General features: G+C 33.4%; 19 protein-coding genes and 1 other RNA gene. 10 read left to right on the forward strand and 10 right to left on the reverse strand.

Annotated features, from left to right (window positions below; translation table 4 throughout):
* Positions 1-7: 7 nt before the first annotated feature.
* Complete coding sequence (locus H6411_RS01730; protein WP_216082916.1) at positions 8-262, reverse strand: hypothetical protein; 255 nt, start codon at positions 260-262, stop codon at positions 8-10.
* A gap of 185 nt (positions 263-447) precedes the next feature.
* Positions 448-1,431, reverse strand: a complete 984-nt coding sequence (locus tag H6411_RS01735) for an adenosine kinase (RefSeq protein WP_216082917.1) — start codon at positions 1,429-1,431, stop codon at positions 448-450.
* Between the two features lie 72 nt (positions 1,432-1,503).
* On the opposite strand from H6411_RS01735, the gene H6411_RS01740 reads away from it, so the two are divergent.
* Genes H6411_RS01740 through lon form a run of 10 tightly spaced genes read left to right on the forward strand, consistent with a single transcriptional unit; the run spans position 1,504 to position 20,615 of the window.
* On the forward strand, positions 1,504-3,366 hold the full coding sequence (locus tag H6411_RS01740) for a hypothetical protein (RefSeq protein WP_216082918.1): 1,863 nt from the start codon (positions 1,504-1,506) through the stop codon (positions 3,364-3,366).
* On the forward strand, positions 3,350-3,901 hold the full coding sequence (locus H6411_RS01745; protein ID WP_216082919.1) for an MPN555 family protein chaperone: 552 nt from the start codon (positions 3,350-3,352) through the stop codon (positions 3,899-3,901). The genes H6411_RS01740 and H6411_RS01745 overlap by 17 nt, the downstream gene beginning before the upstream one ends.
* 38 nt (positions 3,902-3,939) lie before the next feature.
* On the forward strand, positions 3,940-5,646 hold the full coding sequence (gene eno, locus H6411_RS01750; protein WP_216082920.1) for a phosphopyruvate hydratase: 1,707 nt from the start codon (positions 3,940-3,942) through the stop codon (positions 5,644-5,646).
* Positions 5,647-5,669: 23 nt separating this feature from the next.
* Positions 5,670-6,668 (forward strand): ATP-dependent 6-phosphofructokinase, encoded by a 999-nt coding sequence (locus H6411_RS01755; RefSeq protein WP_246307726.1) that lies wholly within the window; start codon positions 5,670-5,672, stop codon positions 6,666-6,668.
* Between the two features lie 13 nt (positions 6,669-6,681).
* On the forward strand, positions 6,682-8,292 hold the full coding sequence (pyk, locus tag H6411_RS01760) for a pyruvate kinase (protein WP_216082921.1): 1,611 nt from the start codon (positions 6,682-6,684) through the stop codon (positions 8,290-8,292).
* Positions 8,293-8,302: 10 nt separating this feature from the next.
* Positions 8,303-12,538, forward strand: a complete 4,236-nt coding sequence (gene rpoB, locus H6411_RS01765; RefSeq protein WP_216082922.1) for a DNA-directed RNA polymerase subunit beta — start codon at positions 8,303-8,305, stop codon at positions 12,536-12,538.
* An 8-nt stretch (positions 12,539-12,546) separates the two neighbouring features.
* Positions 12,547-16,482 carry a DNA-directed RNA polymerase subunit beta' gene (gene rpoC / locus H6411_RS01770; protein ID WP_216082923.1) on the forward strand — a complete coding sequence of 1,312 codons (3,936 nt, stop codon included), beginning with the start codon at positions 12,547-12,549 and terminating at the stop codon, positions 16,480-16,482.
* A gap of 22 nt (positions 16,483-16,504) precedes the next feature.
* The gene (locus H6411_RS01775; RefSeq protein ID WP_216082924.1) at positions 16,505-16,960 is read left to right on the forward strand and encodes a RuvX/YqgF family protein; all 456 of its coding nucleotides are present in this window, start codon (positions 16,505-16,507) and stop codon (positions 16,958-16,960) included.
* A gap of 9 nt (positions 16,961-16,969) precedes the next feature.
* On the forward strand, positions 16,970-18,160 hold the full coding sequence (locus H6411_RS01780) for a trigger factor (protein WP_216082925.1): 1,191 nt from the start codon (positions 16,970-16,972) through the stop codon (positions 18,158-18,160).
* 49 nt (positions 18,161-18,209) lie between these two features.
* Positions 18,210-20,615 (forward strand): endopeptidase La, encoded by a 2,406-nt coding sequence (lon, locus tag H6411_RS01785; protein WP_216082926.1) that lies wholly within the window; start codon positions 18,210-18,212, stop codon positions 20,613-20,615.
* A gap of 14 nt (positions 20,616-20,629) precedes the next feature.
* Here lon and rnpB read toward each other — a convergent pair.
* The 8 genes from rnpB to H6411_RS01825 all read right to left on the reverse strand — a co-directional run bounded on the left by rnpB (position 20,630) and on the right by H6411_RS01825 (position 25,030).
* An RNA gene (gene rnpB, locus H6411_RS01790) (RNase P RNA component class B) lies at positions 20,630-20,966 on the reverse strand.
* Between the two features lie 58 nt (positions 20,967-21,024).
* Positions 21,025-21,723, reverse strand: a complete 699-nt coding sequence (trmD, locus tag H6411_RS01795; protein WP_216082927.1) for a tRNA (guanosine(37)-N1)-methyltransferase TrmD — start codon at positions 21,721-21,723, stop codon at positions 21,025-21,027.
* Complete coding sequence (locus H6411_RS01800) at positions 21,723-22,112, reverse strand: 50S ribosomal protein L19 (RefSeq protein WP_216082928.1); 390 nt, start codon at positions 22,110-22,112, stop codon at positions 21,723-21,725. Before H6411_RS01800 ends, trmD begins: the two co-directional genes overlap by 1 nt.
* Positions 22,112-22,351, reverse strand: coding sequence for a 30S ribosomal protein S16 (rpsP, locus tag H6411_RS01805; RefSeq protein WP_216082929.1), 240 nt, complete (start codon positions 22,349-22,351; stop codon positions 22,112-22,114). Before rpsP ends, H6411_RS01800 begins: the two co-directional genes overlap by 1 nt.
* Positions 22,352-22,812: 461 nt before the next feature.
* Positions 22,813-23,418, reverse strand: coding sequence for a hypothetical protein (locus H6411_RS01810; protein ID WP_216082930.1), 606 nt, complete (start codon positions 23,416-23,418; stop codon positions 22,813-22,815).
* Between the two features lie 130 nt (positions 23,419-23,548).
* Positions 23,549-23,746: a hypothetical protein gene (locus H6411_RS01815; protein ID WP_216082931.1), complete on the reverse strand. Its 198-nt coding sequence runs from the start codon at positions 23,744-23,746 to the stop codon at positions 23,549-23,551.
* The gene (locus H6411_RS01820; protein WP_216082932.1) at positions 23,746-24,162 is read right to left on the reverse strand and encodes a hypothetical protein; all 417 of its coding nucleotides are present in this window, start codon (positions 24,160-24,162) and stop codon (positions 23,746-23,748) included. The genes H6411_RS01815 and H6411_RS01820 overlap by 1 nt, the downstream gene beginning before the upstream one ends.
* A 4-nt stretch (positions 24,163-24,166) precedes the next feature.
* Entirely contained in the window at positions 24,167-25,030 is an 864-nt protein-coding gene (locus tag H6411_RS01825; RefSeq protein ID WP_216082933.1) for a hypothetical protein, read from the reverse strand.

Genomic DNA, 25,030 nt, shown 5'->3' on the forward strand with positions numbered 1-25,030 from the left:
TATATTCTTATAAATCTTTAATTTTGACGATTTTTTCCTTAGTATTTTTCTTGTATTGTTCAAAGAATTCTTTTATTTTTTTGTTTACTTCTTTTTCGTTTGTAATTATTTTTTCATTTTGATCTAATCCCAATTTGAAATTATTTTTGAAGTCATTTTCTTTTAGTTCTTTATTTACTTGATCAAATTCATCAATTATGAAGCTGGCAATTATTTTGTAGCTTTTCTTTTTATTTTCCATTTGGTGTTTTCTAGCGAACACCTATTTTTTAAAAAGATTTTTTTGTATGCAAAATTTAAAAATAAAAGTTTTTACAGAAATGCTTTGGAATTTAATTTAAGTTAGTTTTTTTGTTGTTTATATTCCAAAAAAAATAGTTCAAATTATTCGCTTCAATCTTCAAACTCGTCAAAATCTTCTTCTGGATCTCTTATTTCTAATTCCATCTATCTAACTAATTTATTTCTTACCTTTTCTTTTACTTCGTCATTCAGGCAAACACCTATTTTAGAAATTGCTTGGCCGGCCATGATATTAGCGATTTCAACTGACTTTTCTAATGGATATCCGCTAAAGTATCCAAATAATAAACCCGCTGCAAAGCAATCTCCTGCTCCAGTTGTGTCAACAACATTTTCTACGGCAGGTGCGTTCACGAACATTCTTTTACCTTTATAGATAATGTAACTTCCTTCTTTCCCTAATGTAACGGCTGCCAATTCAAAGTTTGATTTTTCTAGGTATTCAAGCATTTCTTCAATATCATTTTTGTCAAATAATTGCATAAATTCTTCACTTGTCCCAGTTACTATTGAGAAACAATTTATCGCTTGAAGAAGATTTTCTTTGTATCCAGGAACCTGAAAGATACTTGAAATAATTAATATAGTTTTTTTATTCAACTCTTTTGCTTTATGAGCTACCTTTTGAGCTAATCCATTAAGGGAAGCATTGCAGAAATGATAACCTTCAAAAAGAATTCCTTCTCAATCGTTAAGTATTTCTAGATCAAAAGGTTTGATGTATTCCTCGTGGGAAGCGCCAAAGATTGCAAACATTGTTCTTTGAGCATCGCTAGTGATACAAGCAACAACTTGCGTTGTGACCCCCCCAGGTTTAACAAAAGATAAATTTTCTACGTTACAAGACTTTAAAGATTTTTCAACTATCTTGCCTGTTTCATCATCACCATACTGTCCAACTAAACCTACTCTGTAACCTAATATTCCAATTCCTCTAGCAACGTTTGAAGAAGAACCTCCGCAGTCAATAAATACAAATTCTAAATCTTTGGTTATGTTTGATATCTCTTCTTTGGTTAAAATAGCGTTGGAACCTTTTATAAGTTTATTTTTTTCTAAGAATGCATCCTCTACGAATGCATAGGAGTCAATTAGAGGATTCCCGAAACAAAGCAATCCTCTTGACATAAAGGAAGTGGATATGTTAAATATTATAAAAGATCCCTTAGGGGTTTATTAATAAAATTTATTATGTAGTTTATGAGTAATTTGGAAGAATTAGCAGATAAAAATAAAAATTTAGACATTGCCCGAGAGAAGGTTGCGTCTCATTTAAATATAGATCTAAAAGAACCAAAACAGGAGAAAAGGATAGAAGCTCTTTCTAAGTTGTATGAGAAATATGTTGCCGGGATTGATTTGAATGGTTTGCTTTACAACGAAATAATTGAAGATGCTACTAGATTGATAGAGATATATAAAGATAAACAGAACCAATTGAATGATCTTTGTTCTTCAAATGAGACTTTTTCAGCTTTGAAGGTTAGATTGGAGAACATCAATTACAAATATAAAGGAGAAGTTGATGAATTAGAGAAAAGGATTTCCGTCAATCAAAGAGTTATTTATTCGTATGAAAGTAAATATATATATGACGAGGGTATAGATTCATTTAATAGAAAAAGAATTAAAGAGTTATCAGATAAGTGTTGAGACAACTGACTTAGGGCGCTGGATGTAAAAAAAGAGTGATGTAATACAGTTATTGGTTTTGAAAATAGAAAAGCTTTATTAGCTATTTCTAAGGCTTATATTGACTATCACATATTGGTAAACGCTGAGATTTCTAAGTGTTTTGATGAGTTAAGAAAAGATAAGAAGGAGGGTATCAGAGAATACTATGACATTTTGAGTAAGTATCAATTGCCTATCGAAAAAAGGATGGACTTCAAAGTGTTCTTACAAAAAATGATTGAGTCTAGGTTTTCTGATGCTATGGAAATTAAGACAATACTGGGGGATTTTGCCGATTTGCAAAGGAAACAAATAGATGATTTAGTTGAAGAAGTTAAAGAACAATACAGAAGAGATAAGAAGGATATTTATACAGTTATTAATCACTATAAGCAATTTTTGTTAAATAAACAGGTTTTATTCACCAATGAATCAGAACAGTTGGTTATTTACTTCAAGAAAAGATATATTGAAAAAATTGATTTGTTGTGTTCCAGATTTCAAATGCATAATGCTGAGATAACAGCAGAGAACAGAAAATTTACTAAGGAAAAATTGGATTTGATTAGAAAGATTATGACTGAGGAGTTCGATATTCGTTTGAATAATTTAAAGATTGAGTACTCTAAAAAGTTTATTCCTCTTATTGATAATTTTTGAAATATGGAGCAGATTACCGAGACCTCTTATGCTTTGGATGAAGAAAAATTAAATCAAAAATTGAAAGAAATAAAAATTGCTAAAAATTTAGGTTTGAAAGGTTTGATAGCTGATTTTGAGGCTGAAAGAGATAAGTTGAGACAATATTTTGATAAGAAAGTTGAGTTGGTTATGAATGTAAGTAAATTAGGGGTTGGAGATTTTGATTTTTATTTGAAAGATTTAAAGGAGGAATGTGAATTGCTTTGTTGTGAAATAGTTCATATGAATGCTAGATTTTGAAGTAAAGCAAATGCCAGATTTAATTGTGAAGCTAGAAAATATCTAATTAAATTAAGGGATCAGTATGCTCCTTATGTTCAATCTTGAAGAGCTGATAGTAAGCCATGAATTAATGAGTATTTGATAACTAATTTGAATCAAGAATTATTAAAGGCAGTTGCTGAAGCTTTAAGAGGTCTTTCTCCAGAGGCGGCACTTTATGAAAAAGCTTCAAAAGCTTTGTTTAAATTTAATGAAAAAACAAGAGCGGTATTGGTTGTTAGAGATAAGATCGAAACAGAGCAATTGATGTTATTAAATACTTTGCCTAAAGTGAATTTAGAATCAGTTATCGAGTTGTCTAATATTAAATTAGCAGAATTAAAAGAATGATGTGATGAGTATTGAACCAATTACAATAATTTTTACAACTCATTATTAGTTGGTCAAGATGAAATCAAGAATTAGTAATAAGAAACCAATTAAGTTTGGACAGGTTTTAACAATAACTAACTTTTCGTCTCCTAATGTGGACGATTATGCAGCTAATTTGAGAAAACAAAAGCCAGGTATATCTCATGAAGATTTAAACAGAGAGATTTTGGAGTTAGTAAAGAGGGATAGTTACTATAACGCTTTGATGGATGAAGTTGCTAGCGCTTACGAATTTGAATTGGATGAAGACGAGTTAAGGGAGAGAATGGAGTCTGTTTTGCAAGCAAATCCTAGCATGCCTGTGGAAAACGTTAGAAATATGGTTTCTATTCCAATTTATAAAAAATTGATTTATGACGATTTGGCTAAAGATTGAGAAGTTAGCATAACAGATGAGGTAGTTAAAGATACTCTTGAACAGTTTTATAGAGAAACAGGACAACCCATAAGAGAATATTTGATGGATAAAATTAAGTTTGAAGGAGTAAGAAGCACTCTTGTTGAACAGTTGATTACTGGAAGATTGATGAATGCTTTTAAACCGGTGTACAAATTTCCGGAACAATAATTTCCAAAAAAAGTATATAATTAAAAATAATATTGTTTATGGCATTCAAAATAGAAAACATTTTTGCTTATGAAATATTAGATTCAAGAGGAAATCCTACTGTAGCATGTATTGCAAAAGTTTCAACAGGACTTTTATCTAAAAGTTTTTTCTCAGCTAAAGCAATGGTGCCTTCCGGGGCGTCTACAGGAGAAAAAGAGGCCATTGAACTTAGAGACGGTGATTCAGGAAGGTTTGATGGTAAGGGCGTTAAAAGAGCTGTTCACTACGTTAACTATGTGATTGCAACTTCTTTGATAGAAAACAACATTGATCCATCTAAGCAACAAGAGTTGGATAGTTTTCTGATTGACCTTGATGGAACTGAAAATAAAGGGAGGTATGGTGCAAATGCTATATTAGCTGTTTCTCTTGCTGTTGCGAAAGCAGTAGCTAAGGCTAAGGGTATGCCTTTTTATCAATATATTGCTTCATTGATGGGGAATGCTTATCCTTCTAGATTTATCCTTCCGTTACCGATGGTGAATGTTATTAATGGTGGAGCTCACGCAGATAACACAATTGATTTCCAAGAATTTATGTTTATGCCAGTTGGCGCGGCTTCTATGCATGAGGCAGTAAGAATTTCTGCGGAATGTTTCCATGCTTTACAAAAATCTCTTAAAGAAAAAGGGTTAAATACTAATAAAGGTGATGAGGGCGGATTTGCTCCTAACCTTGGTTCTGTTGAAGAAGTTCTAGATATCATGATTTCTTCTATTGAAAGAGCAGGTTATAGACCCGGTTTAATTAATGGACAAGTTGCTATTGCTTTAGACGTTGCTGCTTCAGAGTTTTATGACGAAGAAACAAAATTATATAAATTTAGAAAGGCTATAAAGGCTAGACCTGAACTTGAAGATTCATTAGTTAAGACTACTGCTCAAATGATTGATTATTATGAAGAGTTGATTGAGAAATATCCTATTGTTTCTATTGAGGATCCTTTGGATGAGAATGACTGAGATGGCTTTGTTTTACTTATGGAAAGGTTAGGAAGAAAACTTCAAATAGTTGGTGATGATCTTTTTTGTACAAATCCTAAGATTACACAAGAAGGTGTAGACAGGAGAGTTGCTAATGCTGTTCTTGTTAAGATGAATCAAATTGGAACAATTAGTGAGACTTTGAAAACTATTCAGATTGCTAAAAATGCAGGTTGGGCATGTATCCTTTCTCATAGATCAGGCGAAACTGAGGATACATCAATTGCTGATATTGCTGTGGGTACTTCTGCTGGTCAGATTAAAACAGGTTCTACTTCTAGATCTGAGAGAATTGCTAAGTACAATAGATTGCTTGAGATTGAAATCGAGTTGACTACTTCAAATTCAGTATTCTATGGTTTAAATAGTTTGTTCAGTCTTGATTTTAATGAGGCTGAGTTGTTTAAATCTAGATCTTGTGAGATTGAAAGTATTCCTGAAGGACAACCATTGGCTCCTTCTGATTCAGATTATCCAGTTGTTAAAGAGGATATGAGAACAGATGCTGAAATTGAGAGAGAAACAGAAGAGCAATTCAAACAAGAGATGGATAGAAATACTACCCCAGTTACTTCTGGACTTGAGGATGGCGATTCTGAGTTAGTTTCTGAACCAAGTTCTGAAGAAGGGTTTGAGATTGAAACTGAGTCTGATAATGAAGAAATTAAGAAGGAAGAAGAATTAGTTGATTCAAAAGAAGAACAACAACCTCAAGAGTAGTTGTATTTGGTTAAGTAGTAGTTTTGGCAGAGATAAAGAAGTTAGCAGTTTTGACGTCTGGAGGTGATTCTCCAGCTATGAATGCCGCAGTGTATGGCTTTGCTTCTGCTGCTGCTGATAAGGGAATAGAAGTTTATGGAGTTATTGATGGTTATAAAGGTTTAATCCATGGTAATTATAGAAAAATAGATTTAAGAGAGTTTAAGAAGACTATTTTTTCTGCTGGAACGGATATTGGTTCAAGTAGATGTTTGGAGTTTAAGGAAGCAAAGGTTAGACAAGAGGCTGTAGATTTATTTAAGAAAAATAATTTTGATGGTCTTTTTGTTATTGGCGGAGATGGTTCTTACATGGGAGCCTCACTTATAAGTGAAATTGGTTGTCCTGTTGTTGTAGCTCCTGGAACTATTGATAATGACGTAGCCTCTTCTAAATATACAATTGGTTATTTTTCTGCCCTTGAAGAAATTTTTCAAGCAGTAAAAAAAATAAAAGCAACTTCTGAATCTCATTCTCAGGTTACTTTTGTTGAAGTGATGGGTCGTCACTGTCACGATCTTTCTGTGGCAGCCGCAGTTGCCGGGGCTGTTGATTATGTTGTGACTAATGCAAGTATAAAAACGGAACAGGAATTAGCAACCATTATTAAAGATATGATTGTTGCCGGAAAAAAAGGTATTGTTATCTTGGTTACCGAGAAGGTTTACGGTGTTGAGCATGGCTTTGAATTACCTTCTTTAAGAGATTTGTGTGTATTTTTAGAAAGAGCTGTAGGTAGACAAGTGAGGTATAGTGTTTTAGGTTACACCCAAAGAGGGGCCACTCCTACTTCATGAGATTTGTATGCAGCACAGAGATTTGGTTTGACAGCTTTTCAGTTGGCTTATGAGGGGAAATGAGGTAATGCTGTTTGTTTTGATGGGCACGATTTTGGAGTTGTTCCTCTTAAAGAAGCAGTGGCTATGCCAAAGCATGTTTCAAATAAATTGATAGATTTTGTTAATGCTGCCTATAAAATCTAAAGTCTAGACCTCCGTGAAATACTTACTTAAAAACACCAAGATAGTCTCTACTTTTGGGCCTTCTATTACTTTTGACCTGGATTTAACTACAGGCACAGCTCCTGAAGAACTTAAAAATAAAGTTCAGTGTGTTGTTAAGGATGTTATTTCTGCAGGGGTTAATTGTGTTAGATACAACTTTTCACATGGTCAAGTTGCTGAAAATACAACTAGAACCATGGCTATATTTAATGTTCAAAAAGAGTTTATTTCTAAGCAGGAAGGTTCAAGCAGAAGATATTTAAGATCTGTCGTTTTATTAGCTGATACAAAAGGCCCTGAGATTAGGGTTTTTGATATGGGCAAAGATGGTGTTTCTTACAATAGGGATCAAGAAATAATAGTTAGTTGCATTGAACAAAAAACTGGTTCATCAGAAGGGTTTTCAGTTTTTGATGCAACAGGAACTTACAACATGGCTAATGATTGTGTAGTTGGAAATTTAATTCTTGTTGAAGACGGAAAATTAACTTTAGAAATTTTGGAAGTTGATAAGGAAAGAGGTTTTGTTAAAGCGAAAGTTAAAAACACTTATCTATTAAAGAGAAACAAAAGAATTAATTTGCCTGGAGCTGATTATTCTATGAATTTCTTGAGTGATAAAGATACAAACGACATTAAATATGCTATTGACAATGGTTTTGAGTTTGTTGCTCTATCTTTCGCTAATAGCAGGGACGATGTTATGCAAGTTAGAAATCTAATTGAATCATATTGCAAAGAAAAACAGATTCCAAACATTATGAAGGTTTATTCAAAAATTGAAACTCTTAAAGCATGCAAAAATCTTGATGAGATTATTGATTCTTCAGATGGGATAATGATTGCAAGAGGTGATCTGGGTTTGGAGATTCCTTATTACGAGGTTCCTTATTGGACTCAACAGATTATTAAGAAATGTAGAAAATTACAGAAACCTGCTATTACTGCTACTCAAATGTTGGATTCTTTGGAGAGGAACGTGGTAGCAACTAGAGCTGAAGTTAGTGATGTTTATAGAGCTGCCGAAATGGGTTCAGATTGTACTATGTTGTCTGGAGAGACTGCGCAAGGACAGTTTCCTGTTTTAGCTGTTGAGACTATGACAAATATTGTTTACGAATCAGAAAAATATTTCAATAGTGCTAAATTTGAGAAATTGTTCTATGATGAGATTTTTGATAGTCTTGATAGCGGGGTTAAAAGTCAGTTTGAAGACTTTAAGAAGGCTTTGTCTAGTGTTGGAGGAATTCAAGCTATTGCTATGAAAGGGAAATCATTCTCAATTAAATTCTTGAAAGCGCTTTCAGCATTAAGAATGAAAATAAATGTTTTTGTTTTCCAAATTGTTGAAAATATTGAAGTTTGTTGCGGAGATCCGGATTGAAAAAATGAAGATTATTTGAATGCTAAAGTTCTTTCTGATTTAGCTCTTTATAGAGGGATTGATTTAGTGTTTGTGGATGGCAAAACTGATTCTAAGAGTTCTTGTGATATGTTAAAGGAATATTTAAGCTTTTATGGAAAAGATTGTAAATATCAGTCAGATGTAAAAACTGTGTTGTATTTTGATGAGGACGAAGGAAAGTGAAGATTAAGCAATTAAGTCTATATAGATGAAATTAGGAAAGTACCCCTTAAATAGCTTCAGTAAGCTAGTTAATAGACTAGATTTTGCTAAAGTTAAGTATCCAAATTTTAATCCCCCAGATCTTAAAGGGATTCAGATTCGCGCTTACGACAAGTTTATAAAAGAGGATCTTAAAAAGTTGATTTCTTCTTATTTTCCTATTTATTCTCAGAGTAGAAGTACAGAAATAGTTTTAGAAGATGTTCTGTTTCATGAGCCTGAGTTTAGTGAAGATGAAGCTCTTGAGAAAGGGAAGAGTTTTCAATATTCAATTTATATAAAAGTAAAGCTAACAAGTAAACAAGGTAAGAACACTGAACAAACAGCTAAAGACACTATTTTCTTGGGGAATATACCTGAATTGACTTCACGTTCCAACTATATCATCAATGGTATTGAGAAATTTATTATTAGTCAAATTGTTAGAGCTCCTGGTACTTACATTCTTAATAGATCGCAAATTAAGTTAACTAGTTCTAAGAAAAGGGTTCAGGAAGGTACTATTTGTGAACTACTTCCTATCAAAGGGAGTATGCTTTTGTTCAATTATGTTAAAGAGAAGGGAGGAAAATACATAGTTAAAGCCACTGCTAAGAATAATGTTGGTGATAGCGTAGTTCAATTTCCTGTTACTGTTCTGTTCAAAGCTCTTGGTATGAGTGAAGAGCAAATTCTTGAGCTTTGCGATAATGTCGATTACATTCAAAATACTTTAGACAAAGAAGATTACAACCCTCGAGATTTGATTTTTAAGGAGAATTCTCTTTACATGAAGTGGTTCAAAGCTAATGTTTTGAACGTGAAAGATTTTGATAAGTGATTGGAAGATTCAGAAGACACAATATACAAAACTCTTAATAGATTGTCTTATGACCTTTACAACAAAAATTGGGAGAAAATTGGAGATTTATTGAGTAAGTTGGAGACTGCTGCTGCAGATAGTACTTCAAGTGAGGAGTATTTAAGAGTTAAGGATTCTTTAGAAAAAGAAATTGAAAAATCAAGAAAAATACTTGAAAGCATAACAGTTGAATGGGCTTCTTATTTCTTGATTAATGAATTTGGCATTTCATATGAGTCAGCTAGTTATAGAGTTCATTCTTTCCAAGAGTTGCTTTGGTCATATTTGTTTGAAAGAAATTACTATGACATAGGAGTTGCTGGTAGGTTCAAGATAGATCACAAAATGGCTTTGGCCAATAGAATTTTCCAAAAGGTTCTGGCTCAGGACGTTAAGGATTTTGATGGAAATATTGTTTTCCCTAAAGGAACTTTCATGGGAAGAGCGGAGATTTCTCGTTTCGTAAATTTATCTAAGGAGAAAAAGTTAGATATTTTGAGCAAGACAGAGTTGCCTTATGCTCCACAAGATTTTCCTAATTACAAACATTATTCTTTTATAGAACTTGAATCTTTGTTGATTCATAAGACGAGATCACTTTCTTCCCCGGTTATCAAAATTCATGGTGTTCCTCAGTACAGAGAAGTAGAGCCTATTATTAGATTCGGAGATTATTTTGCGATGATCTCTTATATCGTTCATCTGTGAGATGAAATAGGAGGATTAGATGATATTGACCATTTGGGAAATAAAAGATTGAAGTTGGTCAACGAACTTCTTCAAAACAGAATCGTAATAGCTATGTCAAGAATAGCTAGGTTTGCTGTTGAAAGAGTTAATAATATGGAGGCGAGAATTAATTATGCCACTCTTAGAGATGCTCCTGATACTTCTTTCGTTATAAAGTCAATTTTGAACACTAAGCCGTTTCAGATTGTTATTAGAGAATTTTTTAATTCACACCAATTGACACAGTTCTTGGATCAACAAAATCCTCTTTCTGAGTTGACTAATAAGAGAAAGATTTCAGCTATGGGGCCTGGAGGTATTAAGAGAGAGGATCCTAACTTAAGTATTAGGGACGTTCACTATTCTCATTACGGAAAGCTGTGTCCTGTTGAAACTCCTGAGGGTATGAACATTGGTTTGATTATGGCTTTGGCTTCTTTTGCTCAATTAAATGAGTTTGGATTTTTAGTTACTCCTTATTACAAGGTTGTAGATGGTAAGGTTACAGACGAAGTGCATTGGTTGTCTGCTCTTCAAGAAGAGTATTACATTATTTCTGAAGCTAATGTTCCTAGAGACTCTGAAAATAGGTTAATTGGTTCTGTAACTGTTAGATACAAGGATTCTATTGAGACCGTTGATTCTAAATTGGTAGATTACATAGATGTTGGTTGTCATCAGTTAGTTTCTATATCTGCATCTTTGATTCCTTTCTTGGAGCACAACGATGCTAACAGGGCATTGATGGGTGCGAACATGCAAAGACAGGCTGTGCCTTTGTTATCTCCTAAGTCTCCTATTGTAGGAACTGGAGTTGAACATAAGATTGCTACTGACTCAGGATTAGTTGTTTTAGCTAAAGGGGATGGGGTTATTACTCATGTAGATGGAAAGTCTGTGACAGTTAAGTATGACAAATCCGATTTAGGAACTGAGAATACTAGATTCTATAAATTTGAAAGATCAAATCATAGTACATGTAAAAATCAGTATCCATTAGTTAGGGTAGGTCAAAAAGTAACTAAGGGTCAGGCTTTATGTAATGGTCCTGCTATGCAAAATGGGGAATTAGCGCTTGGTCAAAATTTACTTGTTGCGTTTACTACTTGATATGGGTACAACTATGAGGATGCAATTATCTTGTCTTCTAGATTGATAGAGGAGGATATTTATACGTCTATTCATATTCAGGAACATGTTGTTGAATGTATGAGAACAAAAATAGGTGATGAAGAGATAACTAGACAGATTCCTTATGTGACAGATTCAGAAAAGAAATATCTTGATGAGAACGGAATTATTATGGTTGGTGCGGAGGTTAAAGAAGGTGATATTTTGGTAGGTAAGACTTCTCCTACTGCTGTTACTGAGCAAACTTCAGAAGAGAGATTATTGCAAGCTATCTTCTCTGAAAAAGTTAAATCTGTTAAGGATAGTTCGCTGAGAGTCCCTGCTGGTGGCGGAGGTATTGTTACGAAAATTATGAGATTTTCTATTTACAAAAATGATAAGTTGAATGATGATGTAATTGAGGTTGTTAAGGTTTTCGTCGTTCAAAAAAGGAAAATCCAAGTTGGAGACAAGATGGCTGGTAGACATGGTAATAAGGGTATTGTTTCCAAGATTGCTAGAAGAGAGGATATGCCTTATCTAGAAGACGGAACTCCTGTTGACATTATTGTTAACCCTCTTGGTGTTCCTTCAAGGATGAACATTGGGCAAGTTCTGGAGACACATCTTGGTTTTGCTGCCAGAAAAATGGTGTTTAAACGATTGTTGGAGCTTTATTTTGAAGGAAATAAGGAATTGGCAAGTAGCGTGTTTGGGTTGGATCCTGAGACCACTGATAGATTATTTAAGGTTATGAAAGATCATTTGTCAGAAATAGGCGTGAAAACTCTTAATGATGCTAAAGAAATGAGTCAAGTTAATTTCACAATTATTTTGTCTAAGTTAGGTATGTCTGTTGATGACTTAAATATAAGGATTTCAACTCCTGTTTTCTCAGGTGTGACACATAAAGACTTGGTGGATATTATGAAAGAAGCTGAGATAGACCCTGCTACGAATAATGGTAAGTTCACACTTATTAATGGTAGAACTGGAGAGAAGTTTGCGAAACCGATTACGGTTGGAGTTATTTACATGTTGAAACTAGATCACATGGTAGATGACAAGATTCATGCTAGATCTGTAGGTGCTTACTCAAAAATTACACAGCAACCACTTGGTGGTAAATGTCAAAATGGTGGTCAAAGGTTTGGTGAGATGGAGGTTTGAGCTCTTGAAGCTTATGGTGCTGCTTATAATTTAAGAGAGTTGCTAACTATTAAGTCTGACGATATTCAGTCGAGACAGTCTGTTTTCTCCTCCATCATCAAGAAGCAGCCTCTTCCTACACCTAATATTCCTGAGTCATTTAAACTTTTAATTAAAAAACTGGAAGGTGCTTGCATGAAAATTAATGTTCAATATGGAGATGAGAACAAATTTATTAGTTGTCATGAGTTCATTGAGAAACAATTAAGTAGAGATACTGTTACTGTGGCTCCAGATAATTCTTCAAATAGAGGTTTACCACCAACTAGAAGTGCGACAGTTGCAAATGATTTTTCAATGGCTATAAGTAGAAAAAATAGTAAAACTAACTAAAAGACTTTATGGCGATAGTAAATAAAACACAAGTTTCAAGTACAAAAATACATCCGACTTCTACTGATAGAAGTAAATTTGTGAATGCAAATGAATTTACAGTTAAAGGATTGCAGATAAGTTTAGCTTCTCCTGAATATATTAGATCTTTATCAAAAGGAGAAGTTACGACTTTTGAAACTATTAATTACAAATCTCTTAAGCCAGAAAAGAATGGTCTTTTCTGTGAAGCAATTTTTGGCCCTATAAAAGATTATGAGTGTTCTTGTGGTAAGTACAAACAGGTTAAATATAAAGGCAAGAGATGTGAGAAATGCAAAGTATGTATTACTCAGTCATTAGTTAGAAGGGATTGGATGGGTCATATCGAGTTGGCTTGTCCTGTTGCTCATATTTGGATGATTAAAGAGTTGCCTTTGCCTGCGAAAATTTCTTTGATATTGGGTATCAAATATAAGAATGTTGAGGAAGTTGTTTACTTTAATAATTACATTGTTCTTGATTCTGGGACATCCCAAGTAGAAGATAAGCCTTTATTTAATGAATTGGAGATTATTGATGTTTCAGGATCAAAAGCTTCTGCGCCTTCTTTAGCTAAGTTGAGAAGCCTGCTTAGAAATATTTATGAAGGAATTTCTAAGGAAAATCCAACTAATTATCACATGAATATGGATTATCAACAAGGTAGAGCTTATTACAAAGCATTGACAAATTCCAATCTGCCTTTCTCAATTATGGATATGTTTGAATATCTTGAAAAGCATACTGGTCTTAGAGTTGGTATTGGTGCAGAAGCGATTTATGAGCTACTTAAGAAAATCGATCTTGAATCTTTAGAGTTTAAGTTGACTAAGGAGTTGAACGCAAGTTCTCAAATAAATTATTCTGATCCTAAGGTTAGAAAAATATTAGCTAGATTGCAAGTAGTTAGATGATTTAGAGAATCTGGAAACAGACCAGAGTGAATGATTCTTAAGGTTATCCCTGTTATCCCTCCTAATTTAAGACCTATTATTCAGTTGGAAGGTGGTAGATTTACTGCTTCAGATATCAATACTTTCTATAGAAGAATTATTGTTAGAAACGATAGATTGGCAAGAATTCTTAAGTTAAACGTTGCTCATATTATTGCTAATAATGAGAAAAGAATGTTGCAAGAGGCTGTAGATTCATTGATTGATAATGCGGGTAGAAAAAAACCTTTAACTGCTAAAGACAAGCATCCTCTTAAATCTATTACTGATCATTTGAAAGGTAAGCAAGGATTGTTTAGACAGAACTTGCTTGGTAAAAGGGTTGACTACTCTGGTAGGTCAGTAATTGTTGTTGGTCCTGAGCTGAAGATGTACCAAGTAGGATTGCCTATTCTGTTAATTCTTTCTTTATTTAAACCTTTTATTATTGGTGAATTAATAAGAAAAGTTGATGATCTTGGGAATGAATGCATGCCAATCGCGCCTAATATAAAAACTGCTGCTAAGATGATTTCTGAACAATCAGATGAGATTTGACCTGTCGTTCATAAAGTTATTAAAGAGAGACCAGTTCTTCTAAACCGTGCTCCTACTCTTCACAGATTGGGTATTCAGGCTTTTGAACCTATATTGGTTGAGGGTAAAGCTATTTGTTTGCATCCTCTTGTAACTACTGCTTTTAACGCTGACTTTGACGGTGACCAAATGGCTGTTCACCTGCCTTTGTCTAAGGAGGCTATTCATGAAGCAAGGTCTGTTTTATTGGCTCCTTGACAAGTTCTAGGGCCTAAGGATAGTAAGCCTATTGTTACTCCTTCTCAAGATATGGTTTTAGGTATTTATCATTTGACCACTGAAGATAAGTCAGGAAAAGGTAGTGGTACTATGTTTGCTACTCCTTTAGAGGCAATTGTTGCTTATCAAATGGAAAAAGTGGAACTTCATTCTGTGGTATTTATTCCTACAAGTAGTTTCCCTCAAAGAAAATTCCCTAAGAGCGGAGTGGTGATGACAACTATTGGAAAGATTATTTTCAATCAGATCTTGCCTGACACTTACAAGTATGTGACTGAAAGCAAGAATATGTCTGTGAATGAGAACGATATTTTGACTGGTCCTGTTGATAGAGAGTCAGCTTTAGCTTCTTATGTTGATAAAGATCCTTTCGACAAGGGAGTTATTAGTTCTTTGATTGAAGATCTTCATGACAACTACACATGCGTTGAATTGGCTCCTGTTTTAGATGAAATTAAGAATTTAGGATTTGAATATTCAACCCATTCATGTACTACTATTTCAGCTTTTGATGTTCCGCAGTTTACAGAAAAATATGCTCTTATTGAGGAGGCTGATCTTGAGGTTGAGAAACAAAAACAATACCTTAAAAAAGGTTTGATTACTAATGATGAGAAATATAAAAATGTTGTTTCTATTTGATCTAAGGTAAAAGATAAGGTTTCTGATCATATTAAGACTGCTCTTAATAGCGCAGAATTCAAAAATAATCCAATTATTATCATGGCGAGATCTGGTGCTAGGGGTAATATTTCAAACTTTATTCAGTTGTCAGGTATGAGGGGGTTAATGAACAGATCATATAACTATGATCAGAACTTGGATGCTAAGGTTATTCACGATATTATTGAGGTTCCTATTAAGAGATCTTTCATAGAGGGTTTAACTGTTATTGAATACTTCAATTCTTCATATGGTGCGAGAAAGGGTATGACAGATACAGCGATGAAAACATCTAAATCAGGTTATATGACTAGAAAACTTGTGGATGCTGCTCAAGAGGTAATAGTTAAGTCTGAGGATTGTGGATGTAATAAGGGATTGTTTATTGAGGCGATTATTGATGATGCTCAGAATTTCCCAATCAAAACTCTTCAAGAAAGAATTATGTATAAATGCGCTTATACAGATATAGTTCATCCAGAAACAGGGGAGATAATTGTTGCTGCAAATGAGCCGATTACAGCTGATTTAGCTAATAAGGTTGCTGAAGCTGGAATTACAAGAGTACAAGTTAGATCTGTTCTGCATTGTAGACAGCAACAAGGTGTCTGTCAGAGATGTTTTGGATTTGATTTAACAACCAAGAAACTAATAGATGTAGGCGCTGCTGTTGGGGTTATTTCAGCTCAATCAGTTGGTGAGCCAGCTATTCAGCTTACCATGAGAACTTTCCACTCTGGTGGTGTTGCCGGCGAGGCTAATATTACCCAAGGTTTTGAAAGATTGAAAAGATTATTGGAAATTGTTACTCCTAAAAAATGAGAACAGTCAGTTATTAGCGAGATTGCAGGAATAGTTCATAACATTGAGATTACTGAAGGAGAGAAGGTGATAACTGTTAAGAATGATATAGATACCAGAGAGTATGCAATCGATTTGAACTTGCCTGTGTTGGTAGAAGTAGGTCAGAGGGTTGAGTTGGGTCAAAGACTTTGTGATGGCTGCGTAGACTTGAAAAAACTTCTTGAAGTGTTGGGCATTGATGCTGTTAGAAGTTACATTGTTCAAGAAGTTCAGAAAGTTTATTGGATTCAAGGTATTGATATTTCTGAAAAGTACATTGAAATTATCGTTAGACAGTTGACTTCAAAAATGAAAGTTCTTTCACCTAATGATTCAAAGTGGGTTATGAATGAAATTGTCGATTACACAGTGTTTGTTCAAGAGTGCACCAAGTTACTGCTAGATAATAAAACTCCTCCTATAGGCGTGAATATTATTTTTGGTCTAGAGGAAGCGCCAGAAAAAACAAACTCTTTCTTAGCTGCTGCTTCTTTCCAAGATACTAAGAAGATTTTGACCGATGCTTCAGTGAAAGGTCAAATTGACTATCTAAGATCTTTAAAAGAAAACATTATGGTTGGGAACTTAATTCCTGCTGGAACAGGTTTAAAAACTCCAGATGAAATAGTTACTGATCCAAACTCCTTTAGTAGTCTGTTTAATTACTAATTGACGGTTTTTCCAGGTCGTAATGAGAGTCCTTGGAATAGATGTAGGAAGAAATAAGACTGGTTTGGCAATTTCTAGTGAGGAATTAGAGTTGATTACTCCTCTTAGAAAAATTGAAGTAAAGTTGGAACATTGCCCAGATAAGTGATTTGATGAATTGATTTATATTCTTAAAAAGCGTAGTTATGAAGTTCATGAGATAGATAAAGTGGTCATTGGAAGCTGGGAAGATAATGATTACAGAAATGTAGAGATGAAGAGATTAGTGAAATTGGCTATTAAGATGATAGAAGCTAAAACAGATTGAAAAGTTATATTGGTTAGAGAAACTAACACTACTGTAGAAAGTAGAAGAATTTTGAAAGAGTTGGGAATAAGCAAAAATAGCTCTCTACATTCAATAGATTCATATGCTGCTTTTCTATTACTGATAGATTACTTTGAGTTAGTAAAGCCTAGACAAGAAGATAAAAAATAATTCAGGAGAATGAAGATATTGAATGTTAAGGAAGATGGAGGCCATTTTATAGTCAGCATAGAGGCTGATTCAGAAAAGAGTCAGGCTATTTATGCTAGCCATATTGTTAATGTTGCGAAGAAGATATCTGTGCCTGGCTTTAGAAAAGGACATGCCCCTATTGATATGGTTATTAGTTATTTAAAAAATAGAGACAGATTAAAAGATGAGTTGCATAGAGTTGTTAACAGAATAATAGATTCTTCTGTTAGAGAGATTGCGACTGAAGACAAAGAATTAGATGAAAAGATTTTTGGTTTTCCAATTAAGAGCGAAATAACTGAATTTAATCAGCAGACTTGAAAAATGGTGTTTGATGTTACTTTTGAAAAGATGCCATCAGTGGAACTGCATGATTATTCTGAAATTGTAACTTTTTTTGAGTATATGGAAAATTCTGAAGATCTTTGCCTTGTTTCCTGCAAGGATGATGAAGTAACAAAAGATAGTGTTGTTTTTGTATCTTTGGTAGCTAAGAACTCTAAAGGAGAAGTCTTAGGCGAATATACCTATGATATTTTGAGGTTGGATTTGTCTACAACAAAACAGAAGCGTGAAATAGTGGATGCTATTATTGGATCTAAAGTAGGGGATAAGAAAAATGTGAAAGTAGCTTTTGGCGAGGATGAGGTTGATTTTACTATCTCAATTGTTGAGAATAATAGGAAATCTGATATAGAGAAGGCATTTCAAGAACTTAAATTTGATTCTTCGGTAACGGTTGAAGAATTTGCCGCAGAAGTTAAGAGCAGCAGTTTAGAGTACAACGGGGTTGTTAGACATAGGGATATTCTTAGGTGGTTGTTTTCTCATAAATTGGAACCTTTTCCAGTGGAGAATATAAGAAGAGAAGCGTATAAAACTTATAACCAGTTATCAAGGAATCCAGGAAATAAAGTTACATTTCAAATGGTTTTTATTGATCATGTTCATAATTTAACTTCTTCTTTGGTTCTTAAAGCTGTTGCTGAAAGAGAGAAAATAACAGTCGCAGAAGAAGATAAAGGTGCATTTGCTAAACATATTGAAGAGAATCCTTGAATATATGGTTATAAAAAAGTAGAGAGCGTATTTAATTGTCAGGAAGAAGTTCTTCAAGAATTTATCCTGCAATTTAAGGTTTTTAGGCTTTTGGATCAAAGGTTAAAATTTAGCAATTAATTTGATCATTTGCTAAAATAATCCCAAAAAGTAGATTTTGTATGCGGTTATGCCTGAATGTTTGCCTACAATCATCCTGTCGGATGATGTTGTTTTTCCCAATATACAGAGGGAATTAGAAATATGTAAGGCTTACAACATTGATGCTGTCAGATTATCTTTGGAGAAATATGGTGGCAGGCTGTTGATAACTTCAACCAAAAAGTTAAAGACTTCTAATTTAGAGAAAGGCGATGTTCTTGATATAGGTGTTGTTTGTGATGTTTTATCTTTAGAGGAGTTTAGGGAGGCCGGAGGAAGTAGAACTGTTTTAGTAATTCGCGGTTTAAGCAGAGCAAAGATTTCTTCTTGCGAGTCTAAAGTTGTTGAAGTCGGCGGAGAAAAAGGAGTTGGTGTTTGATTTTCGGAATGTAGATTAGTTAGAACCAGGCAACCAAACAGGAATAAGTGCAAAACAGCCATTTTAAAAGTATTTAGAAAGCAAGGTCTTTCTTTGTCCAAAGATGAGGATAAGACAAGAATATTAGTAAAGCTTTTGAGAGATAGTAGTGGAGATTTAGAGCAGATAATAGACAAAATTGCGGATGCTTGAGAGAAGGATCGAAAGGGTGTTTTAGAAGCTAAAAAGTTTCTTTTGTGCGATCCTGATCTATTCAATAGGTTGAATTTGATGCTTTCTATAGAGGGAAAAAAGAATAAGAGAGGAATAAATATTTTTGATTTGCCAACTGGTGATGATGTGCAGGCGATTATTGAAGACAAAATTTCTAAAAGAGTTACCAGGAATATAAGTAGACAGCAAAAAGAGTTTTACCTTAGAGAGAAATTAAGAGTTATTAAAGAAGAGCTAGGAGATTCTTCTTCAAAAGAAATAGAGGTTAAGAGAATAAGAGGTTTATTGGAGAAAGGTCATTTTCCTCCCAATGTAATAGAAAAGGCTAGGGAAGAATTGCAGAGGTTTGAGATGTGTTCTTCTTATTCAAACGAAGCTACTGTTATTAGAAGTTATTTAGATTGATTGTTGAATCTTCCTTGAATGTATGTTTCTCAAGATGAGACAGATCTTAAAAAGGTTCAGAAAACTTTGAATGATAGTCATTTTGGGTTGGAAAAAATTAAGGACAGGATTATTGAGTTTTTAGCTGTTAAGAAGAAATCTAAGCAAGAAACAGGAACCATAATTTGTTTTGTAGGGCCTCCTGGGGTTGGAAAAACATCTTTGGCTCACTCGATAGCTAAAGCTTTAAAAAAGAGATTTGTGAAGATTTCTCTTGGAGGTTTGTATGACGAGTCAGAAATTAGAGGACACAGAAGAACTTATGTGGCTTCTATGCCTGGAAAAATTATTAGAGGTTTAAGACAAGCAAAAGTTAAGAACCCTGTTTTTTTGTTAGATGAGATAGACAAGATTTCTGTTGGATACCATGGAGATCCTGTTCATGCACTTTTAGAGATTCTGGATCCCAAACAAAATACTGAATTTAATGATCATTATTTGGAAGAGGATTTTGATCTATCTAAAGTTATGTTTATTGCGACTGCTAACTATGAAGAAAACATACCTGATCCTTTATGAGACAGGATGGAAGTAATTCATCTTAGAACCTATACTGAAAAAGAAAAGTTAAATATTGCTAAAGAACATGTTGTTCCTGATGTTCTTAATAGTGTGGGATTGGAAAAAGATGATTTGCAGTTTACTGATGAAGCTTTGTTGTTCATTATTCAGAGATATACCAGAGAAGCAGGAGTTAGAAATCTTAAGAAAAATATTGAAAAAATAGCTAGAAAAGTTGTTAAGGAATTAGTAGTAGATAAGAACAAAGTATCTGTTATTACTCCTGTAGAGGTAAGGACTTACCTTGACTATGAGATATATGATGTGACTAAAAAGGACGATGAGAGTATTCCTGGAGTGGTTAATGGTATGGCGTATACAGATTTTGGAGGAGACTTATTGCCTATAGAAGTCAATCATACAGCAGGAAAGGGAGGACTTTCTTTGACTGGTAATTTGAAGGATACTATGAAGGAATCTGCAAATGTAGCTTTAGCTTATGTTAGAGCTAATGAAGAATTATTTGGTCTTAAGAATCAAGAGATAGATTGAAATAATATAGACATTAATTTGCATGTTCCTACCGGAGGTGTTCCTAAAGATGGTCCATCAGCTGGAGTTACTATTACAACAGCTCTTATTTCTTCTTTTTTGAATAAACCAGTTTCTTCAAAAATTGCAATGACTGGAGAAATTACTTTGCGTGGAAAAGTGCTGCCTATTGGTGGTTTAAAAGAAAAGGTAATATCGGCTGTTAGAGGGGGCGTAGATACTATCTTCTATCCTGATGAAAATACTAAGAATTTAAGCGATATTCCTGATGATGTTAAGGAGAAAGTTGAGTTTATTCCTGTTAAACATTACACTGAAATGTTTGAAAAGATTTTCGTAAAATAGCCAATATTAGGCTTAGTAAGCCTTATTTTGTCTAAGGTTGATAATTAATCTAATACTTAGAAAGTATTTCCTATCTCCATTTATTTCTTTCGATAGAACTCCCTGACCGTAATTTAGGTTTCTTCCTGAAGGGGTTTACCGCGTTTCACCTATATGTTTCCATATAGCTCGTCTCTGTGGCACTTTACAAGAATAAGGTAGTAGTTTCCCTTAGCCTTATCCTCGCCATCACTTTTTCAAGCGTCAGACTTTATTTTTTATGTGTCTGCATCAACACTACAGCCATTTCAGGACTGTGGAAGTAAGGACTTTCCTCTAACTTATAGAAATAAGCCAGCAATCAACACCTGCCTAGATATTGGCAATATAAAATTATATTTACAAAAAAAATGTATTCTTTTAAAGAGAATTAGGAGTTTTTATATTTCAAATTTTTTCTTTTTTTATCTATATACTTGTTGTACAGATCAGGCCTTTTTTCTTTGGTAATTCTTTCTTGCTCTCTTAATCTGAATTTTTCTATTTCTTTGTGATTTCCATTTAGATATATGTCAGGAACTTTGTGACCATCAAATTCTTGAGGTCTTGTATAAACTGGAAAATCTAGTAGATCACAATCAAAGGATTCTGTTTGTAAGGATTCTTGATTTATTACATTAGGAACTAGTCTAGTTATGCTATCTAGCAATACCATTGCTCCGAGTTCTCCAGAAGTTAATACGTAGTCGCCAATTGATATTTCTTGTGAAATATAGTTCTCTATTCTGGCATCTATGCCCTCATAGTGACCGCATATCATCACTATATGTTTATGCTTAACTAAATCTTTTATTAGAGATTGTTTTAGGGTAGTACCTGTTGGTGTTAACAAAACTATATGTTTGTCTAGTAATTGATGTTCTTTTAAAGCTTCAACTATTGGTTCTATTTTTAAAACCATTCCTGATTTTCCTCCGTATGCATAGTCATCAACTTGTTGTCATGGCTTCTTTCTTATGTTTATTACTTCTATCTCTATTAAACCTTTCTTAGAGGCTTTTTGTATTATGGAGCTATTTATATAACTCTCTAATGAAGATGGAAAGATAGTAAGAATAGTGAATTTCACTACTCTTTTTCTGTTTTCGATTTGACAGGTATTCTTTTTCTCATTCTTCTTAGCCTTTCAGTTAATCCTCTGTAGTTTCTTAAGTAGTAAAGGTTCGCCCTTCTTGTTCTAGCTAGATTATCTATTTTTATTTCTTCTATTAAAGGAGAGTGCAAGAAAAATCTTTTCTCTATTCAAAATTCGTCTAATTTTTTTCTTAATAGAACATTATGTGTAATTCTTTTTTTGTGATGATTGCTTATTACTATTCCCTGAAACTTTTGAATCCTAGATTTTTTACCTTCTGTGATTCTTTCTGATACAGTGATTGTGTATCCCGATCTTATTTCAGGAATACCTTCTTTGAATTGAAAAGCGCTTATGTAGCTATTTAATTCCTCTTTGTTCATTAATTATTAGCTTCAGTGATTTTTTTATGAAGACTCTTAACTATATTTGTAGGCTGCGCCCCAGTTGAAAGATATTTAGAATACTTCTCCAAATCTAGTTTTATGTCCTTGCTGAATGGATTGTATGTTCCTAATAGATCCAAATAGGCTCCATCTCTTTTTTTTCTGGAATCTATAAGAACTATTCTATAAATAGGTAATGCTTTCCTTCCTCCTCTTGAAAGTCTTATTTTCAACATAATTTCTAATAAATTTTATATCATTTGCGTTGTAAACATAAGCATATTCATTCTATATACATTTCTAACAAAAGCTAGTTTGAATAGGAAACTGATTGGTCATGAAATAGGATAAAGGGTATCTAAAAAAATTATGTATCTGAGAAATTGAGGAGATTTGTTGAATATATCTTTTAAATATTGGTCTTTGTGTTTTGAGATTAATTCGCTAGCTTTTTTAGATAGTCTATAGAACCTTATATTCTTTAGAGTTCCTGTTATTGCCAAGATAATTGTCACTAAGGGATATATAACTCACATGGCAAGCATAGAGTAGGAATGATTGATAGCTGCTATTTGTGCTACAGATAAAAGAACTATTATTCACAGCTCTATCTTCAATCATCTTCTGACTAATCTATCTTGTTTCTCTAGAAAGCCAAAAAATATGTATTTCCTGGTAATTGGATAGTTCTCACTGTTTATCATTTTTTCTTTTGTTGTTCATTGTTATTTGTTGCTTCTTTCTCCTCTTCTTTAACTTCTGTTTTTTTCTCATCATTAGTTTCTTCTTTTTTCTCTTCAACATCTTCAGTTTTCTTTACAGGAGCTAAGTTTTCTTCTAATTCTTCTTCGAAAGAATTGAATTTACCCATAGCTAAAGAGTCTTCATATAAACCTTCTCTTATTAGAAAGCTATAAAAAGGATCTGCAGCTATTTCTTCTTCGTCTGGAATTAATTCAAGACTACCTTTGATGATCATTTTTTTTACTTGTCATATTCTTAGAGTAAACATTCTGTACATAATTCAGAAGACGAACTTGATTGGAAATATTACAGGCCATAGAAAAGCATCTAAGACAATGATTATTCTTGTAAAGACTACTAAAGTTCTATAAGATTCTCCTAAGGCGTCTAATTTTTGAATATTGCTATATTCCTGCAAGGTCGTGTACAGGAGCATATTCCTTTTGTTGTTTTTGAAATAAATCACTAAAACTATGATTACGTGAAGAATAAAGGCAATGGCGATTCAAGTAATTTGTGTATCAAATTTTTTAGCACAAACCAATAAGCCAATGGTCATACCTCACAGATAGAGAATAGTCATTCACCACCCTCTTACTGTTCTTCTAAGTCGTTTAGTTAGGGGCTTAAGACTTTCTCATTCCTGGAGTGATTTATGGTGCTTTCTAAAAGTAAGGCCTGACATGTTGTTATGAAGTTCCAACACTCACTTCGTCCTTTTTAAAAATTGGTTTTTTCTCCTCTTTTTGTTCTCTAGAAAACACTATTTGACCTTCTGATCCATTAGTTATGTTAGAAGCAGAGTTCTTAGTGTAAGAGCTTGATGCTAAACCAACTGCGGTAATTACAAGAATAACTATTGAACTTAGTAAAATTTCGAATTTCATTAGTAAGTTGTGAATTTCTGTCTATATTTATCTCTTATTTCCTGGAAAATAAAGATAGTATGGTCTTCTAACTTATAGTATTTGTACCTTAGTGCTGCCTGAATTAAAGGTATAAAAGGCAGTAAATCTAAGAATGATAACAAAATTAAAATATTTCTGATTTTTAGTAGGTACTTTCTAGTATCTTCTTCATCTTCTATTAGTAAAAAATTGGTTATTTCCTTAAATACAGGAAAGCTTTTGTATCAAGATAGAGCTGTTAAAAAAGCTAATATTCAGAATAGGAAAACTATAGGTGTTGCTTTGTCTTCTATAAATATTGCTACAAAGAAAAAAATTAACTTTACAAACTCCAGAAAACACCATCATTTGCACATCTCTCTACTTTCATAGGAAGAAAATCTTTTGTTTTTCACTCAATTAGGATATTTTCAGCAACTGGTCTCATCTTATGCAATAAATATATTTTTCATTTACCTCTACTCCTGTTTCAGAAGATAGGAGTTGAATGGCATTCAAAACAGCTATATACTTGGGTTTTTTTAAAGATTTGCTATTTGAAGAAATTAAAAATACCTTGTCATTTATTTTCAGGTCGGGTTCAACAATTATTTCGCCTTGATGTCCTATGTAGGGGAATAAGTCTACTTTTGGACTTTCTTCGTTAGAAATTATCTCCATCATTCTGTCAACCCCTCTTTTTGATAACTGATTGATTTCTGCTTTTATTTCTTGATTTCTTATGCAACTTCTATATCTGAATCATTTCCATTCTTTAGTTCTCCTGAAATTAATGATTTGGAATAATCAAAGAGCTCTATCCATCATGCTGTCTTCATAAGCTGAGAAACTGTTAATTAGCCCTATATTTAGTCTGTTAACTAAATCGTTTCATCTTTCTTCTCCAATATATTTAGACAATTGTTCTTGCTCTCTAACAGTTAAACGATTCATTTGCAAGATCAAATGTTCTATAGAATTTTGAATCGTTTTACTTGTGTATATATCTGCTTCTTCTAATTTCATTTTTTGAATAAGCATCAGCTTTAAAAGCATTCCTGATACTTTAGTAATCAGAATATGAATATCTCCTTCCTCAGATAAATCTCCTATGTATCCTGAATATTTTTCTTGACCAATAAATTCACCTACTTTTCCGGTTGAAGTGGCGGTTATCCCTGAATAATCTATTAAGAACTCAGAAAGAGGGGTTTTTTGATGAACATGCTCTTTTACTGTTAAACAAAGTCCGTTGTACAGTTGACTAATGCTTTTTAATGTCAT

The sequence above is a fragment of the Candidatus Mycoplasma haematohominis genome, from assembly GCF_902712995.1.
Lineage (GTDB): Bacteria > Bacillota_I > Bacilli_A > Mycoplasmatales > Mycoplasmoidaceae > Eperythrozoon_B > Eperythrozoon_B haematohominis.